The sequence below is a fragment of the Kitasatospora sp. NPDC091335 genome, assembly GCF_044757205.1.
Taxonomy (GTDB): Bacteria; Actinomycetota; Actinomycetes; order Streptomycetales; family Streptomycetaceae; genus Kitasatospora.
This window is the reverse complement of record NZ_JBIVUM010000009.1, coordinates 244,923-261,116: the sequence shown is the minus strand read 5'-3', so window position 1 is coordinate 261,116 and position 16,194 is coordinate 244,923. Positions and strand designations below refer to the sequence as shown.

Below are 16,194 nucleotides of genomic sequence, written 5' to 3'. Positions count from 1 at the left end.
CGGGGTAGTCAGGCCAGGGCGGTCGCCCGGCCGGCGAAGGCCTGCTGGCGCGCGGTCAGCAGCAGGTTCTCCGCCTTCTCCGGCGAGTCGGCGACCAGGCTCCACGGGGCCCTGGAAGCGAACTGTCCGAGCGCGGTGAAGACCTCAGCGGCGGTGTCCATCTGGGCCGACGCCCACAGAGCGTGGGCGAGGTAGCTGAGATCGGCGACCGGCCATGATCCGGGCTCCGAAGCGGACCAGCTCTCGTAGGCGCGCTGAGCACGGGAGAAGTGCGGCTCCCGTAGCCACTGCCGGAGCACCACCGCGTTCCGCCTGGGCTCGTTGCGGTGGTGCTCGACCGACAAGTACAGCGGCAGGGCGGCGAGTGCCGAACCGACCGGCACCCTCGGCACGACGACGTTCACGAAGTCCGCCGCCGCTGGCCGGTAGACCTGCTGCCAGTAGCGGAGCATGCGGTGATGGGCCTCCCGGTTGCCCGGATCGCGCCTTTGCGCTTCGTCGAGCAGCCCCCACGGGCCGGGCGGCAGCATCGGGTCCGACGAGCGTTGTTGGTGCTCGGGCCGTGCCCTGGGCCGGTCCAACACGGCCAGGGCGAGGAGGCAGACCCACGGCACGGGGTCCGAGGGCACGGCGTCGGCGGCGGCCCAGCACGACTCGCGCGCTGCCTGTTCCAGGCGCCCGGCCTCCGGTGAACCGGCCTCGGCCGCGGTCAGGGCGTGCTCGACCGCGACCCGAGTCCGCAGGATGGCCAGCTCCGGGTTGACCGGGTCCTCACGTCCCCAGTCGGCGAGCACGGTCGACCTGGCGGCCACCAGCGCCAGCACCTGCGTCCGGGAGGCGCGACGCCCCCAGTCCTGCCCGGTCGCCGCCAGCAGCCGTTGCGTCGAAAGCCAGCGTCCGGCCCGCAGATCGTCCACTGCGGTCCGTAGCGCATCGTCGAACCCGGCGGGGTGGTACACCGGCCGAGCGGGCGGCACGGCGTTCATGGGACCGTCCTTCCAGACATGTCGTGAGCGGTGGACATGGCCGCCGTGGGCACCGACGCCGGGCCGCGCTCACTGCGGGCAGGGCGCGGTCGGCCTGGCGAGCTTTGGCCGTAGAACCCCGCTGGCGAGGTTCCTACTTGGTGGCGACGGGTTGCGCCTTCTGTTTCCCCTGCGTCAGATGGTGGCGGCGGTTCGCCGGACGACGCGACCCCACCGGGGGACGCGTGCGGGACGTCCTGGGACGCAGAGTGATCGAATTCCGCCATGGTCAACTGTTCGCCGCAGTAAGGTGCCTGAGAGTGTTTGACGGCGACCATTCGCGTAGTCATATTCGCGCTGAAATATGATCACGGGGCCGCCTGTGGGAGGCCAAGGCTCCTGCGGACGGGAGGGGCGGTATGGGGGTGCGGCGATGCGAGCGTTGTGGGTGCGCGCTCAGCCGGTACAACGACAGCGCCAGTGTGTGCGGCCCGTGCGCGCGGACGGTCGCCGAGACACCGGCCGAGCCCGTTCCCGCGTGGGTGTGGCGAGACGCCCTGGTGCGCGACAGCCTTGCCGAACTGGACTTCGGCAAGCTGAGCAAGCGCATTCGGGAGATCGTTCCGCTTCGCCAGGACGATCTGGCGGGGATCACCGGACTGACCCAGGGCTACTTGTCCCGACTGGAGGCCCGACGGGTGCAGTTGACCCACATTGACCGGATCATCGAGTTCCTCGACACGGTTGGTGCCCCGGCCGATCTGGTGAGGCTCCCGCTGCGCACGACTGCGGACCCGTCTGCCCCAGGACGAAACGCCAGTTCACTCCCTGCTCATGACGACACCGCCGGGCCGTGGACGGCCCGCCGTATGGTGGCGGCATTGCACGACGCGATGCGAGGGGAGCCTGCTGCCATGCCCATGCGTCCGAGTCGCCGTCACTTCCTACTCTTAGCCGGAACCGCCCTCTCCGCCTACATCCACCAGTGGGGAATCGCCGACGTAGAGCCCCTTGAACGCGCGCTCGGTGGAGCGCAGGTGACCCAAGCGCTCGTCGATAGCCTCCAGGGGACGATCGACAGCCTGCGCACCATGGACGCCAGCTCCGGCAGCGGCCTGGTCGCGGGCCTTGCCCGTGCCCATCTCAGCGTCCTGTACGAGACGTTGAACTCGGCCAGCTACACCGAGGAGATCGGGCAGCGCCTGGCCGGCATCGCCGCCGACACCGCGACCCAGCTCGGATGGTTCCACTTCGATGCCGGACACCACGTACTGGCCCAACGAGCCCTCCTCGCAGCACTTCGACCTGCCCATGCCTCCGGGGATCCCCGGTACGGCGCCGGCGCTCTGTCCTACCTGGCCATCCAGAGCTACTCGATCGGCGACCCCCGCGACGCCGTGACCGCGATGCAGGCCGCCAGAGAGAAGGTCCGCACCCTCGGCTCCTCGCACCTTGAGGCCATGCTCCTGACCCGTCAGGCGCGGGGGCATGCCAAGCTCGGGGAGCGACAGGCATGTTTGCGGGCGCTCGGACTGGCTGCCGAACTGGAGCAGCTCGGCCCGGCCGAGCATGACCCGGGCTGGCTCTACTGGATGAACTGGGGCGAGATCCTCGGCCAGGCCGGCAGCTGCTACCTCCAACTCGGCGAGCACAAGACCGCGGCAGACCACTTCGAGCAGGCCGCCTCCACCCTGAACCCCGCGGATCTGCGGACGCGGGCGTTGTTCGCATCGCGGGCCGCCTCCGCCCACCTTCTCGCCGACGATCGGGACGGAGGCTTCATGGCCGCAGATGCCGCTTTCACCCTCGCGTCGAAGGTCCAGTCGGCCAGGCTGACCGAGCACCTGGAGCAGACCGTGGAGCACCTCCAGGCCATCCCCGGCCCGCAGTCGAATGAGCTGATAGAACGGTCACGACAAGTGATGGCGGCCAAGGAGTCGTGACCGTGACCAGCACCGTGCTCGTTCTGTGGGACATCGACCGTACCCTGGTGTACGTCGGCGAGACCGACCGCGCCGTCTACCGCGAGGCGTTCCGCCAGGTCGTCGGACGCGACGCGGTGAAGCTTCCCGAACGCGGCACCGGCCGCACGATGCCGCTGGCGGTACGGGAACTGCTCACGGCCAACGACGTCGACCACCGGGACTTGGAGCTGTTCGAAGAGCAGATCGTCGAGCTCCTGCCCAGGCTCCTCGCCGCGAAAGCCGAGCAGCTGCACGCAGGAGGCCAGCTCATGCCTGGTGCCACCGCCGCACTCGCAGCAGTCGACGCCCACCCGGGCCTCGTGCCCACCGTGGTCACCGGCAACTTGCAGCAGAGCGCGGAGATCAAACTCCGCGCCTTCGGCCTCGATCAGTACGTCGACCTCACCGTTGGCGGCTTCGCCTCCGACGACTCCCACCGGCCGGCCTTGGTCGGCGTCGCCCAGCGTCGAGCCGCCGCCCGCCATGGGAAGACCTTCGGCCGATCGAACACGGTCATCATCGGGGACTCGCTCGAAGACGTGCGGACCGGAGCGGAAGGCGGAGCAGGCGTGGTTGCTGTCGCCTCCGGCACCACCACGGCCGACCAGCTCGCCGACGCCGGGGCGGACCGTGTCCTCGACAGCCTGCGCGACCCGCAGGCGGTACTCCGCGCCATCGCAGAACTCACGGTCTTCCGTCAGTAGTTGGCAGCGGCGCCAACCGCACGGCCGCCCCCGTCTGCCTGCTACCGTCACCACCATGACGCTCTCCGTAGCAGGTGGCCGCGCGCTGGACCTCCGGAAGGAGCCGGTCGACTGCATCCTCGAACTGGTCGAGCAACGCCTCGGCACAGCACTCGACCGGACCAGCGTCGTCAGGAAGCGTCGGTCGGTCGGAGCGAGAACCGATCGGGACACCTGGGTCCGCATCGAGCGTCGCCAGTGGAAGAGGGCCAGAGAGCAGGGCTGGGCCGGCACCGAAACCGCTGCCGTGCTGACCGGCGTGGCGATGCCCCGCTGGGTGAGTTCAGTGGCGTGGCACGACACAGGTGACGGGGCGATCTGGCGAGCGGACGAGACGTCGCGCATTCCGGGCAGTCCGATCGGCACAGCCGTCCTGGCCACCGATCCCGAGCTTGCGGACGGCTGGTGGAAGGCCCTGAACGCGTCCCTGGACGCGCTCGCCGCCCAGCCCACGCCCAGGGTGGCGACGCCGGACACCGAGCCGATCACCCAGCAGCTGGTCGATCAGGTGATCCGCACCGCCTTCCCCCTGGCGGTGAACACCCAGGTGCTCTCGTGGTCTGCGGCGCACGCCGACCTGAACTGGGCGAACGTCACCGGCCCCGAGTTCTGCCTGTTCGACTGGGAGGACTGGGGGATGGCGCCGCACGGCCTGGACTCCGCGTCGCTGCTGGCCGCCTCCCTCGCCGTCCCGGCGCTCGCGGACCGCGTACGCCGCGAGCGCCGGGCGGACCTTGAGAGTCGCGACGGCATGGTGATGCGCCTCTTCGTGCTGGCGAAGATCGCCGGCCCGCACGCCCACCCGGACGACCCGCGGGTAGTCCTGGCCCGGACCGAGGCCGAGGAGCTGATCCACGCGCTTCAACCACTCTGACGAGCGGCCCGCTCAGCCAGCAGACGCCGGTACCCGTCGATGAGTTCGGCGTTGACCGCCAGCCCGGCGGCATCGACCAGCTCGCGCAGATGATCCGGCCTGTCGGTGCCGACCGCGACCGCGCCCACCAGCGGCAGCTCGAAGGCAACCCGGAAGGCCGCCTGCACCGGAGTCGACTCACCCGCGTCACCGGCCAGGAAGAGACGCGGGTCGCTCCGACGCCAGGGCGGGCTGGCAGGGTTCCCGCCGAACGGGCTCATGCCCCATCGGCGTTCAGCCGGAATACCCCATCCCCGGGCGAGGACTTCACCAGTGGCCAGGACCTCGTGGCCGACGAGCAGCCCGGATCGGACCATCAGGACGTCCGGCGCGACCGGAAGCCGGGCATCGAGCGTGGCGACGGCGCGCGGATTCCACGTCGCGATCCCCCACGCCCCACAAGACCCGGCCGTCACCGCTTCGGCCAGGACAGCGCAGGCGGCGGCCAACTGCTCCTCGCCTCGTTCCCCGGCCGTGAGCGAGGCTTCCGGGTTGTGCAGGAGCACCACATCCGGTGCTCGTCCCAGGTCCCGAACCGTCTGCTCCAGCGCGGCGCGAAGCTCCACCGGATCGAGGCTGTGCCGCGCCCGGCCGCCGGCGGCCGGGAAGTAGCCGACCTTGGTGGAGACCGTGACACCGGACAGCAGGTCCCCGCCCACGTTGGCGAGCATGGCGTGCGAGGTGAAGCCCAGGTAGTTGAACGCGGTGTCGATCGCGGTCACTCCGTGATCCAGCGCCGCCGTCAGGAGGTGGCGTTCGTGACGAGACCGGTGTAGCCCGAGAACAACTCGTCGGTCAGCGGCGCGCACAAACCCTCCTTCACCAGCAGGCCGGCCACCGCATGTACTTCGCTGCCAACAGCGGCCTCGGCCTCCGCCAGGACCACGGGGTGTCCGCTGAGCAGCAGTCGCAGCGCGGGCTCCGCCTTCGCGACGAAGCTGAGACGCCGACCGGCCGCGGTCACCTCCACCACGCTGTCACCCGGACGGATTTCCGGGCGGAAGTTCGTGGTGCAGACCGCCGTCGTGAGTGGGCCGAGTACGTCCAGGTGCGGCACCTGCCGAGCCGGCGCGGCGGTCCGCTGGTAGTCGCTGAGGAACGCGGCCGGAGGCCGCGACTCCACCAGCTCCCGCGCCGCGGCGATCAACTGGCTGGCGTCGGCACCCGGAGCGCGGTCGAGATCGTGCCGGAAGACCTCCTGCTCGCGGCACCAGTCGCCGAGCCAGGCCATCCAACTGGCCCCGGTCCGCCTGGTGATGCCGAAGGTGACGTGCAGCGAGTGACCGGCGTCCCCGTGGCCGACACGAGTAGCCCGGTGCCAGTGGCCCCGCGGGATGTGCATCACCTCGCCGGCGCGAAGCAGTCCCGACCAGATCACCTCCTCGCTCGGCGTGGAGTTCGGGTCGGCGTCCCGGTACATCGGCGCGGTTCGCGAAGTACCACGGACCTCCCAGCCCTTCTCGCCCGCCAGTTGGACGACGATCACATCGTGGTCATCCCAGTGCAGCGGGAACCCCTCCGCCTCGCCGGTAGTCCAGTAGACGTTCACCTGGACCCGCTCCTGGCTCCACCACTGCAACGCGCGGCAGGCTACCTCCAACGTCGGATCGGCGACGTTCGCCTGGTCGAGGATCAGCGTCGCGCCCTCGCTGAGCAGCCGCCCCAGGGCGTTCATGTTGACCAAGGAGATGCTCTGGCCCCTGGGGCTGACGCTGTCCGTGAAATAGACCGCCGGGTGGACCTCCACACCTTCCTGGAACACCCGGAACTGCGGGCGGGCGAGACTGCGCCGCATCACCAGGTCGAGCAGCCGTTGCGGGGTGAGCAACCGCCTCGACAGGTCTTCGACCCCCGTGTGTCCCCTCGCGAACCGATCACCGACCCGTTCCGGTCCCGCCCAGCCCAGAGCCGACTCCACGGCCCTGATCAACTTGTGCTCCACACGAACCTCCCCTGAACCCAATCACCAGGCCGTACCGGCTGGCGGGCGTCCGGATACCGGTACGCCCACCAGCCGGCTCACTCACTCGCTGTCGTGCAGATTGCCGTCGCCTCCGGGCCACGGGTCGTCGCCGCCGGAACCGGCGTTGTCCGAGCGGAGACTGTCGTATCGGTCGTGCACCGCCCCCAGCTCATCGACCGCGATCAACAGTTCCTCATCCGGTTGACCTGCCATTTTTCGCTCCTCTCATGCCCCCGGGCTAGCGGAGGCGGACGGCGCACAAGGCGTCGCCTACCGGCGGCCTCGCGCTGGTTGCTCATCATCAAGCGGTCGTTACCTGGGGTCATATTTCCCCGCGAATGCGGAAGTTCGACCTCCAGGCGTAGCGTCATCGAGCCCTGCTGACGCAACCCGCTAGTCAGGCTGGGCAGCACGCATCTCCGCGCCAGGACCCTTGATCCAGTCCCCCGCTGCTCGCAGCAGTGGGGCCCTGGCCCTGCGCTGCCACCTCCGAAGGATAGGACAGGCGGGTACGCCAAGGGCGGCCCCCAGCGGATACGTCTCGGGACGTCCCTGGAACGTCCCGGAACGTGGTTGGAAGAAACCCATTAGGCCCGCCAGAATCGGGGGGGTTCTCGGTTTTGACGGCGCGAGGAAATCGAAACCTGAGATACGGCGCCAGCTTCTGGAGCTGATTTCAATCTGCGCAGCACTCCTCCTGGACTTCACTTTCTCTTGAAAGGCAGATGCCCGTGGAAAACGAGATCAGGCAGAATCCCCTGAAGGTCATGGGAAGCCGGTACTCGCCCGGCATGCGCAAATGGAACCTCCGGTTCGGCATTACGTCCCGCTGCAACATCCGCTGCCAGTACTGCCTGCCGGAGGGGAAGCAAGGGGTCATCGTCCAGCCTTCGCTGGAGGAGGCGATCGAGGTCCTCCAGGCCGGCTACGACATCGGCCTCCGGAGGGTCCACTACACCGGCGGGGAACCGACGGTACGCAGGGACTTCGTGGATCTGCTGCGCGCCGGCAAGGCGATCGGCTACGAGCAGCAGATCGTCACGACCAACGGCTACCGCCTGCACCACTTCATCGAGGAGGCGGTCGACGCCGGCCTGACCCGGGCCATCGTCAGCATCGACACCCTGGACGAGCAGCGCAACCTGCTGATCACCCGGAGGGGCTTTCACAGCGACACGCTGCGCAGCATCGAGCGTTCGGTCGAGTTGCTGCCGACCCTGACGAAGATCTCGTGCGTGACGATGCGCGACACCCTTCACGAACTGCCCGCCTTCATCGACTACGCCCGTGAGCTGAACAACAGCGGAGGGGCGGGCCAGCTGGCGATCAAGCTGAACCAGTTCTTCCCCTCCAACCCCGCCCAGCTCGGTGCCGAGGGCGAGGCGTTCTGGAAGAACCAGTTCGTGGAGGAGTCGGCGATCCTCGACGCGCTCGCCAGGGCGGGTGAACTGCGGCCGGTGCGGCGGGAGTCGATCGAGGGAGACAACCCGAGCTACAACTACTACGAGATCGGCGAGACCGGGGTGAAGGTCGCGGTGCTCGCGATGTTCTCCTGGGACTACCCGTGCGGCGGCTGCTGGAAGCTGCGGATCAGCCCGAACGGGATGACGACGGTCTGTATCAGCCAGAAGAACCCTCCGGTCCTGTGGGGGATGTCGCTGGACGAGAAGCGGGAGACGTTCAAGCGGCTGACGGGCTACCGCGACAGCGAGCAGTTCGACATCGACAACCCGAACCGCAAGCACTACCGCGACCAGCTCGGCGAGCTGCGGTTCGACAAGGTCGTCGGCGAGCAGAAGTCGATCGCGCACTTCCGCACCATCTTGACCCGCGAGGCGCTGGAAGCACGGGGTGAGATGTGACGGGCCTGGAACGCCTGTGCTTCGGCACCTCGACGTTCGTGGCCGGACGTCTGCGGCCTGGCAAGGACTCGCAGCCCGGCCTGGACGCTCTGCGCACCGCGCTGGCCGCCGGGGTGCGCACGATCCACTCCAACCCGCACCTCGGCACGCAGTGGGCGGTGCGGGAGGTGCTGGACGAGGTCGGCCCGGTCGTCGGGCTCCGTCACCTGGTCAAGGCGGAGTGCCCGCTGCGGGGGGACCTGGAGGCTCGCGTCAACACGGCCATCGAGATGTCCGCAGGGCAGCTGGGCATCGGCCGGATCGATGCCGTGGTGCTCCAAGTAGATCTCAAGCGCACCGGACAAACTGAACTGCTCAACGATCAGCGGGCGTTGAGGGAGTTCTACCGGTACGGCGCCCAGGTGGCGTTCGCCTCCGGCCGGGTCGGCGCGGTCTACGCCTACTGCCACGGCCCCACCTCCGTCCGCGCCGCCCTGCGGGAGGAGCCGATCACGGCCGTCGCGGCCCAGTACCACGTCGCGTCCTCCTGGCCGATTTCCTATCTGTCCCAGATCTCGCAGGCCGGCCGAGGCTTCGTCGGGATGTCGCCTCTCAACCGCGGCGCTCTGATCGACCCGCGTGCCGGCAGCGCCAGCAGCAGACTCCGCCCGCTTGCCTGGGTGCTCCGTGAGCCGCGGGTGGAGACCATCGCCATCACCATGTCCTCACCGGACCATGTCCATGAGGTGATCGACACCTTCCGGAACTCGCCACGATCAAGGTTGCCCGGTCCCCGTACCGCCGGCACCGGGCTCAAGGAGACCGCGCCGTGATCGACCTCGCCCTGCCACGAACGGTCCCCGAGAGCCTGCGCCCGTGTGCGGGAGGCCGTGAGCGGATCGGCGTGCGCTGTTGACTCTGACCCTGGGGCTGAACTTCGGGACCCACGACGCGGCGGCGGCCATCGTTCACGACGGGACGGTGGTCGCCGCCGTCGAAGAGGAACGCCTGAACCGGATCAAGAACACGAAGGTGTTCCCCGAGCAGGCGATCCGGGCCTGCCTGAGCCTGACCGGCGCCCACCCGCGGGACCTCGACCAGGCAGCGTTGTTCGTCGACCCGAAGCTCCACCTTCTCCTGGCGCCGTCGAACCTGCGCTACGGCACACCGGCGTCGATCGGTTCGTTGCTGTCGGACCTGGGCAAGTACCGCACGCGCCGCCGCCTGCACGACACGGTTCGCCGCAGCGGCCTGCTACCGGACCGTCTGCCGCTCATGCCCGTGCCGCACCACCGTGCGCACGCCGCCAGCGCCTACCTGACCTCGCCCTTCGATGACGCCCTGGTCGTCACCCTCGACGGCCGCGGCGAGTACGAGACCGCCGCGATCTACGACGGCAGCAACGGCCGGATGACACGGCGCCATCACATCCTGTACCCGCACTCGTTCGGATACCTGTACAGCGCCCTGACCCGGTACCTCGGCTTCCGGCCGCAGAGTGACGAGTACAAGGTGATGGGCCTGGCAGCCTACGGAGGCCCGCGGTACCTCGACCAGATCCAGCGCCTTGCCCGGTTCGACCAGCGCACCGGCCGACTGCACCTGGACCTGCGCTACTTCGACCACCACCGTCGGCCCAGCGCCCGCCGCAGCCTGTTCAGCCCGGCCCTGGTCGAACTCCTCGGCCCGCCCCGGCGCGCCGAGGACGAGATCACCGATCGACACCGCGACATCGCCCGCGCCCTCCAGTATCTCCTGGAGCAGTTGGTCGGCTCCTACCTCGCCTTCGCCCAGCGCCTCGTGCCGAAACGATCGCTCTGCCTGGCCGGCGGCGTCGCACTCAACTGCGTCGCCAACGCCACCGTGATCGCCTCGGGCCGGTTCGACCGGATCTTCATCCAGCCCGCAGCAGGCGACGCCGGCGCCTCCATCGGCGCGGCGCTGGCCGCAGCGGCCAGCCCGGTCCGGCACCCGCTTCGGCATGCCTTCCTCGGCCCGTCCTACGACGAAGGGACCATCCGTTCAGCGCTGAGCGGCGTCCCCGTCGGCCGGTACCAGGTGCGGCGCACGGCCGAGCCGCACCGGGACGCCGCGCGGCTGCTGAGCGCGGAGAAGGTGATCGGCTGGTTCCAGGGCCGCATGGAGTTCGGACCGCGGGCACTGGGAGCCCGCAGCATCCTGGCCTCTCCCCAGCACGCCACGACCGCCGCCCGGATCAACGCCATGATCAAACAGCGGGAGGCGTTCCGCCCGTTCGCACCGGCCGTACTGGCGGAGCGCGCCGACGACTTCTTCGCCCTGCCGTCGGACGGCGCACTCGTCTACCCGTACATGCTGGCAACCGCCGCCGTACACCGGCACCAGCGAGATCGCCTCCCAGCCGTGGTCCATGTGGACGGCTCTGCCCGCGTTCAGACGGTGAACCGGGACACAAACCCTCTGCTGTGGAACGTCATTGACGCCTACCGCCAGCTCTCGGGCCTGCCCGTCGTGCTGAACACCTCGTTCAACGGCGCGGACGAGCCGATCGTCTGCACCCCGAGCGATGCGGTCGCGACCTTCCTGAGGTGCGGCCTGGACGCACTCGTGGTCGGCCCGTTCGTCGTCGAGGAGAGCACCCGTTGAACCACTCCGACCTCCCTTGTACAGAGCGGTGAAACGAGAGCCCCGCCCAGGAAGGTCATGCACCCGACATCAGCGCCGCCCTCGCCCTGACCCGTCGATGCGGCTGCGGAGCCGGCGCGGCACCTGCCCGCGCCGATCGCCCGGCCGACACTCAGGGTGATCAGCCGAATCTGGACAGCGATTCGGCGTTGCTCGCGGCCCCCGGGCGTTCTATCCTCTGGGCAACGCGCTGACGGAGACAAGTAGCCGCAGGGCACGCGAGCCGAGAGAGCTGCCGGCAGCTGGGAAGGCAGCCTCGCGTCCTGTGGCGAATCCCCTCCCGAGTGCGGGGAGGAACGGCCGGCTTCGGCCCAATGCCCCGCCGGTTCGCTCCCGTTATCGAGCTGTCGAGGCCGTCCCCCTGGGGGCGGCGAAGGCGTGGTGGCACCGCGAGTTCCCTTCTCGCCCACGCTCCCAAGGGATCATGTCGGACTCCGACTGATCGATGGGACCCGAAATGCTGGACATCACCGTCATCCGCGAGCACCCCCGGCGCGTCGAACGCGCGCTGGCGAAGCGAGCCGTTCACATCGACCTCGGCGACTTCCTCGCCCTGGACGAGAAGTACCGGCACGGCATGACAGAGGTCGAGACGCTACGCGCCGAGCGCAAGCAGATCTCCCGCGAGATCGCGCGGCTCAACCAGGCGGACCCGGCCGCCGTCGCCAAGCGCACCGAGGCAACCGAACTCGGTACCCGTCTTGACGCCCTGGAGGAGCAGCTCGCCACCCTGGCCGGCGAGCGCCAGGCCTTCCTCGACCAACTGCCCAACCTGCTCGACGAGGACGTGTCGGCCGGAGGCAAGGAGCAGAACCAGGTCGTCCGCGAGCACGGTGCCCGGCCGGTCTTCGACTTCGAGCCGCACAACCACGTCGAACTGGCTCGCCGGCTCGGCCTGATCGACTACGAGCGCGGCGTCAAGCTCGGCGGCACCGGCAACTGGGTCTACCGCGGCAACGGCGCCCTGCTCGAATGGGCGCTGCTCAACTTCTTCATCGAGACCCACGTTCAGGACGGCTACGAGCTGATCCTGCCGCCCCACCTGCTGACCTACCAGGCCGGCTACACCGCAGGCCAGTTCCCCAAGTTCGCCGAGGACGTCTTCGCAGTCGAACAGGGTCCGGCCGGGCCGCAGCGATTCCTGCTGCCGACCTCGGAGACCGCCCTGGTCAACCTGCACCGTGACGAGATCCTGCCGGAGGCCGATCTGCCCCGCAAGTACGTCGCCTACTCGCCGTGCTACCGGCGCGAGGCCGGCAGCTACCGCGCCGCCGACCGCGGGACCCTTCGCGGCCACCAGTTCAACAAGGTCGAGATGTTCCAGTTCGCACACCCCGACCACTCCGACACCGCCCACCAGGAACTCCTGGCCAAGGCAGCCGACTTGGTCGAGGCGCTCGGCCTGCACCACCGCATCACCCGCCTCGCCGCCGAGGACACCAGCGCCTCGATGGCCAAGACCTTCGACGTCGAGGTCTGGCTGCCCAGCATCGACGGCTACGTCGAAGTGAGCTCGGTGTCCAACGCCCGGGACTACCAGGCCCGGCGCGGCAACATCCGCTACCGCCCCGCAGCAGGCAAGGCCGCCTACGTGCACACCCTCAACGGCTCCGGGCTGGCCACCAGCCGTCTGGTACCGGCCCTGCTGGAACAGCATCAGCAGCCGGACGGCACCGTCACGGTACCGGAGGTGCTGCGGCGCTGGCTCGGCCGCGAGTCCTTGGTCCCGGCAACAGCCGGATAGCCGAACCGAACGCCGACGCGCCACGTCCTGTTCGGCGACACCGGAGAGGATCCTGTCCGGGCCACCGCAGCCGTGGCCCGGACAGCTCGTGGACACCGCGTATGGAGCGCCGCCGAGCGGGAAGGCCGACAGCATGACGGAGACTTTGCCCGAGTGGGCGTGGCGGATCGCCGAAGAAGAGCTGTCGGCCACCCTGCCGAGGCGGTGGGCGCACTCCCAGGGGGTGGCACGCCAGGCCGCGCAACTGGCCCCGGTCGCCGGGCCGGAGGGCGGCCTGCTGGTAGCCGCCGCCGTGCTCCATGACGTCGGCTACGCACCTCGGCTTGCCACGACCGGCTTCCACCCCCTGGACGGCGCACGCTTCCTGGAGAGCCAGCAGGGCGCGGACACGCGGCTCGTGCGGCTGGTGGCCAACCACTCGCTCGCCCTGCTGGAGGCTGAGGAACGCGGGCTGCGCGAGACCCTGGAACGGGAGTTCCCGCTGCTCGACGACCAGGTGCTGGTGGACGCCCTGATCTTCTGCGACATGACCACCACTCCCGACGGCATGCCCACCAGCGCCAGCCAGCGGGTCGCGGAGATCCTCGCCCGCTACGGAGCCGACACGCTGGTGGGACGGTTCATCCACCGCGCGCAGCCGGAGATCGAGGCAGCGGTGGCCCGCACCGAACACCGGCTCACCGCCGCGGCTCAGCCGAGGTAGGGGTACTTGCCGCTGAGGAAGTGGCCGATCTGCTGGCGCATGCTCGGGTGGATGTCGTACTCGTCCAGGTCACCCGGCCTCACCCAGCGCACACCGTCGGCCTCGTCGTTGACCGTCGGGGTGCCGCCGATCGGGCGGCCGATGTACGCCACCTCGAACTGCTGGCGGGCTTCGCCGTTGCTGCTGTACACGACGACGTGCTCCGGGTTGGAGTAGACGCCGAGGAGTCCGGTGATCTCCGCCTTGATCCCGGTCTCTTCCTCGCACTCGCGCACCGCGCAGTCGGCGGCGGACTCACCGATGTCCTGCTTCCCACCGGGCAGTGCCCACTGCCCGGTGTCGCGCCGGCGCTGCAACAGGATCTCGCCGGCCTCGTTCTGCACGAGCAGGTTGCTCGCGGGCACCAGCGAGTTCGCGGCCGGTGCGTCCGGATCGCCGTAGTACTCAGTCCTGCCGGCCACGAGGCTGACCTTCCTGCGCGTCGTCGGTCCACGGCCGGGCCCAGTCCCAGACCGCGTCGAAGCTCGAAGCGTAGCCGCCGAACCAACCGAGGTCGCCACCCTTCTGGAGGTGCAACAGCGGGTTGGCGGACGCCGGCTGGCCCCACACGTGCGGGTTGACCAGCAGGTCGTCGTCGTAACGGAACAACGAGGTGTAGAGGGTGGTGTCGTGCAGACGGATCTCGCATCCGGGCGTGCCCAGCAGCGGCCGGTAGTAGGTCAGCGAGGCGCCGATCTTCGCCGCGAGCGCGTCGCCGATGCCCTCCTCGCGTCCGCGGATCGCCACCGCGCGGCCCTGCGGGTCACCGAAGCACAGCCGGACCTTCACCCCGGCCGCCGCGCGCTGCGCCAGCATGGCGGCGATACGCGGGTTCGACTGGGCGAAGAACGTCCCCGAGAACACCAGCACGTCGATGCCCTGCTCTGCTTCCAGCAGGAGGGAGAGCCACATCTCCCGCGGGACGCTGGCACGGTCGGGGTACGTAGCCACGAGGCCGGTACCGGGACCGGACGCCTGTCCAGTCTGGGGCCGGGTCTGGGGCCAGAGGAAGTCGTCGTCCACCTTCAAGTGGCGTGCAACACTCCACCGGTGGCGTGCATGCGGCAGGCGACCGCCTAACCAGCGGGTCACCGTTTTGGGGTCCACCTCGCAGGCCGCCGCGAGTTTTACTGGGGAGACGCCGCGCTGGGCGAGTGCGGAGCGCAATCGCTCGTTCACAGCAGATATCCAACCGGACGGCGGCAGGACTCGCAAGGACGTCCTAGGACGCGTAGCGGCCGACGCGCACCAGACGGGTTGCCTACGCTGGCCCGATGGCGCTCATCGTCCTGTGGGACATCGACCACACGCTCATCGACAACGCCGGAGTGAGCAAGGAGATCTATGCGGCGGCTTTCGAGGCCGTGGCGCAACATCGGCCTTCTGCCCCTGCGGTGACAGAAGGGCGCACCGATCGACTGATCATGCGAGAGATGTTCGACCGTGACGGTCTGGTCCAGCCGGGGTGGGACGCCGTCCAGGCCGCTCTCGAAGCGGCCGGCCGGGCACGGTCAGAGGCGCTGCGGCTGCGCGGCCGCGCGCTGCCCGGCGTCCGGGAGGCCCTCACCGCTGTCGCGCAGGAGCCCGGGGTCGTCTCGTCGGTGCTGACCGGGAACATCGCGGCGAACGCCCAGTTGAAGCTGGCAGCCTTCGGGCTCGACGACCTGGTGGACCTGGAGGTCGGCGCCTATGGTGCCGACCACCGGGACCGGGCGGCACTCGTCGAGGTGGCCCGAGACCGCATCCACGTCGCCCATGCTCTCCCGGCGGGTGCACCTGTGGTGCTGGTCGGTGACACTCCCCGCGACGTCGAAGCCGCGCTCACCAACGGGGTTCATATCGTGGCCGTCGCCACGGGGGTCCATTCCGCCTCTGACCTTCGCGTGGCCGGCGCCGAGGTGGTGTTGCCAGACCTGACCGACACAGCTGCCTTGCTGGCGCACCTCGCGTGCGTTGCCGTCGAACGGGACTGAACTGAGGAGTTGCCCGCGCCCGCGTGGGTCACCCACGACCCGGTCCCCGAGTTCGTGCGCACGGGTTGCTCGGACCGGTGCGGGCGTACCTGGACGGCAGGGCTGCACAACGGCACGTCGTGACACGAGCCCAGGTTCGCCGCTACAGCTGCTGCCGCCTCACCGACGGAACAGCCCGGCTCTGATGCCTGCGAAGAAGTCGGTGATCTCGGGCTGCGAAGATGAGGAGGCGCCTGTCCTGGCCGAGGGGGCTGCAGAAGGCGGTGACGGCACGGGGCAGGAAGGCTACGCCGATGCTCTCGATACTTCCGAACCGCCATGTGGCCGAGTCGAGGTGAGTGGCCAGCCACTCGGCGGCGAGTTCGTTCTTGCCGGTCGCGGTGACGGGGTTCGAGTCGAGGCCGGGCGGCCTGCGGAACAGGTCGGCGATGACCGCGTCGGCGAACTGCTCGAACGCCGCGTCGGAGAGAACCAGGGGCTGCTGGTCAGGGTTGAGGGAATCGCGTACGGCAGTGATCCCGCGTGGCAGGAGGGCGACCTCGGCGCAGTTCGTACCGCCGGTGCTGGCTGACCGCCACTGGGCCCGGGCGAGGTGCTGGGCCAGCCAGACGGGGTCGGCGTCGGTGCGCGGGACGGTGGGGACGGGCGCGCCGCTGTGCAGGGTCATGCATATTCCTCAGCG

Annotated in this window: 16 protein-coding genes; 9 read left to right on the top strand and 7 right to left on the bottom strand. The window is 69.5% G+C overall.

Annotated elements, in window-relative coordinates:
* Positions 1 to 8: 8 nt before the first annotated feature.
* Positions 9 to 986 (bottom strand): hypothetical protein, encoded by a 978-nt coding sequence (locus tag ACIQOW_RS21045; RefSeq protein ID WP_401087136.1) that lies wholly within the window; start codon positions 984 to 986, stop codon positions 9 to 11.
* A gap of 539 nt (positions 987 to 1,525) precedes the next feature.
* Between ACIQOW_RS21045 and ACIQOW_RS21040 the strand changes: the two genes are divergently transcribed.
* Genes ACIQOW_RS21040 through ACIQOW_RS21030 form a run of 3 tightly spaced genes read left to right on the top strand, consistent with a single transcriptional unit; the run spans position 1,526 to position 4,546 of the window.
* Complete coding sequence (locus ACIQOW_RS21040; protein WP_401087134.1) at positions 1,526 to 2,908, top strand: XRE family transcriptional regulator; 1,383 nt, start codon at positions 1,526 to 1,528, stop codon at positions 2,906 to 2,908.
* A 2-nt stretch (positions 2,909 to 2,910) separates the two neighbouring features.
* Positions 2,911 to 3,633 (top strand): HAD family hydrolase, encoded by a 723-nt coding sequence (locus tag ACIQOW_RS21035; protein ID WP_401087132.1) that lies wholly within the window; start codon positions 2,911 to 2,913, stop codon positions 3,631 to 3,633.
* A 55-nt stretch (positions 3,634 to 3,688) separates the two neighbouring features.
* On the top strand, positions 3,689 to 4,546 hold the full coding sequence (locus ACIQOW_RS21030; protein ID WP_401087130.1) for a hypothetical protein: 858 nt from the start codon (positions 3,689 to 3,691) through the stop codon (positions 4,544 to 4,546).
* Here the strand turns inward: ACIQOW_RS21030 and ACIQOW_RS21025 are convergent.
* The 3 genes from ACIQOW_RS21025 to ACIQOW_RS21015 all read right to left on the bottom strand — a co-directional run bounded on the left by ACIQOW_RS21025 (position 4,534) and on the right by ACIQOW_RS21015 (position 6,761).
* The gene (locus tag ACIQOW_RS21025; protein WP_401087128.1) at positions 4,534 to 5,307 is read right to left on the bottom strand and encodes an aldo/keto reductase; all 774 of its coding nucleotides are present in this window, start codon (positions 5,305 to 5,307) and stop codon (positions 4,534 to 4,536) included. The two genes, ACIQOW_RS21030 and ACIQOW_RS21025, sit on opposite strands and share 13 nt — an antisense overlap.
* Before the next feature lie 20 nt (positions 5,308 to 5,327).
* Positions 5,328 to 6,527, bottom strand: coding sequence for a JmjC domain-containing protein (locus tag ACIQOW_RS21020; protein ID WP_401087126.1), 1,200 nt, complete (start codon positions 6,525 to 6,527; stop codon positions 5,328 to 5,330).
* A gap of 81 nt (positions 6,528 to 6,608) precedes the next feature.
* Positions 6,609 to 6,761 carry a hypothetical protein gene (locus ACIQOW_RS21015; RefSeq protein WP_401087124.1) on the bottom strand — a complete coding sequence of 51 codons (153 nt, stop codon included), beginning with the start codon at positions 6,759 to 6,761 and terminating at the stop codon, positions 6,609 to 6,611.
* A 578-nt stretch (positions 6,762 to 7,339) separates the two neighbouring features.
* Here ACIQOW_RS21015 and ACIQOW_RS21010 point away from each other — a divergent pair.
* The 5 genes from ACIQOW_RS21010 to ACIQOW_RS20990 all read left to right on the top strand — a co-directional run bounded on the left by ACIQOW_RS21010 (position 7,340) and on the right by ACIQOW_RS20990 (position 13,500).
* Entirely contained in the window at positions 7,340 to 8,410 is a 1,071-nt protein-coding gene (locus tag ACIQOW_RS21010) for a radical SAM protein (protein ID WP_401087122.1), read from the top strand.
* Positions 8,407 to 9,222 carry a hypothetical protein gene (locus ACIQOW_RS21005; RefSeq protein ID WP_401087121.1) on the top strand — a complete coding sequence of 272 codons (816 nt, stop codon included), beginning with the start codon at positions 8,407 to 8,409 and terminating at the stop codon, positions 9,220 to 9,222. The genes ACIQOW_RS21010 and ACIQOW_RS21005 overlap by 4 nt, the downstream gene beginning before the upstream one ends.
* A 79-nt stretch (positions 9,223 to 9,301) precedes the next feature.
* On the top strand, positions 9,302 to 11,014 hold the full coding sequence (locus tag ACIQOW_RS21000; protein ID WP_401087119.1) for a carbamoyltransferase: 1,713 nt from the start codon (positions 9,302 to 9,304) through the stop codon (positions 11,012 to 11,014).
* 484 nt (positions 11,015 to 11,498) lie between these two features.
* The gene (gene serS, locus ACIQOW_RS20995) at positions 11,499 to 12,797 is read left to right on the top strand and encodes a serine--tRNA ligase (protein WP_401087117.1); all 1,299 of its coding nucleotides are present in this window, start codon (positions 11,499 to 11,501) and stop codon (positions 12,795 to 12,797) included.
* A gap of 133 nt (positions 12,798 to 12,930) precedes the next feature.
* Positions 12,931 to 13,500: an HD domain-containing protein gene (locus ACIQOW_RS20990; RefSeq protein WP_401087116.1), complete on the top strand. Its 570-nt coding sequence runs from the start codon at positions 12,931 to 12,933 to the stop codon at positions 13,498 to 13,500.
* Here ACIQOW_RS20990 and ACIQOW_RS20985 read toward each other — a convergent pair.
* Both ACIQOW_RS20985 and ACIQOW_RS20980 read right to left on the bottom strand, forming a co-directional pair.
* The gene (locus tag ACIQOW_RS20985) at positions 13,488 to 13,961 is read right to left on the bottom strand and encodes an NUDIX hydrolase (protein ID WP_401087114.1); all 474 of its coding nucleotides are present in this window, start codon (positions 13,959 to 13,961) and stop codon (positions 13,488 to 13,490) included. The genes ACIQOW_RS20990 and ACIQOW_RS20985 overlap by 13 nt on opposite strands.
* A complete protein-coding gene (locus ACIQOW_RS20980; protein ID WP_401087113.1) occupies positions 13,945 to 14,718 on the bottom strand; it encodes a helix-turn-helix domain-containing protein in 774 nt (257 codons plus the stop codon). Before ACIQOW_RS20980 ends, ACIQOW_RS20985 begins: the two co-directional genes overlap by 17 nt.
* 95 nt (positions 14,719 to 14,813) lie before the next feature.
* Here ACIQOW_RS20980 and ACIQOW_RS20975 point away from each other — a divergent pair, with 95 nt between their 5' ends.
* Positions 14,814 to 15,512 (top strand): HAD family hydrolase, encoded by a 699-nt coding sequence (locus ACIQOW_RS20975; protein WP_401087111.1) that lies wholly within the window; start codon positions 14,814 to 14,816, stop codon positions 15,510 to 15,512.
* A 142-nt stretch (positions 15,513 to 15,654) separates the two neighbouring features.
* Here the strand turns inward: ACIQOW_RS20975 and ACIQOW_RS20970 are convergent, their stop codons facing one another.
* On the bottom strand, positions 15,655 to 16,179 hold the full coding sequence (locus tag ACIQOW_RS20970; RefSeq protein WP_401087109.1) for a DUF397 domain-containing protein: 525 nt from the start codon (positions 16,177 to 16,179) through the stop codon (positions 15,655 to 15,657).
* Positions 16,180 to 16,194: the final 15 nt, after the last annotated feature.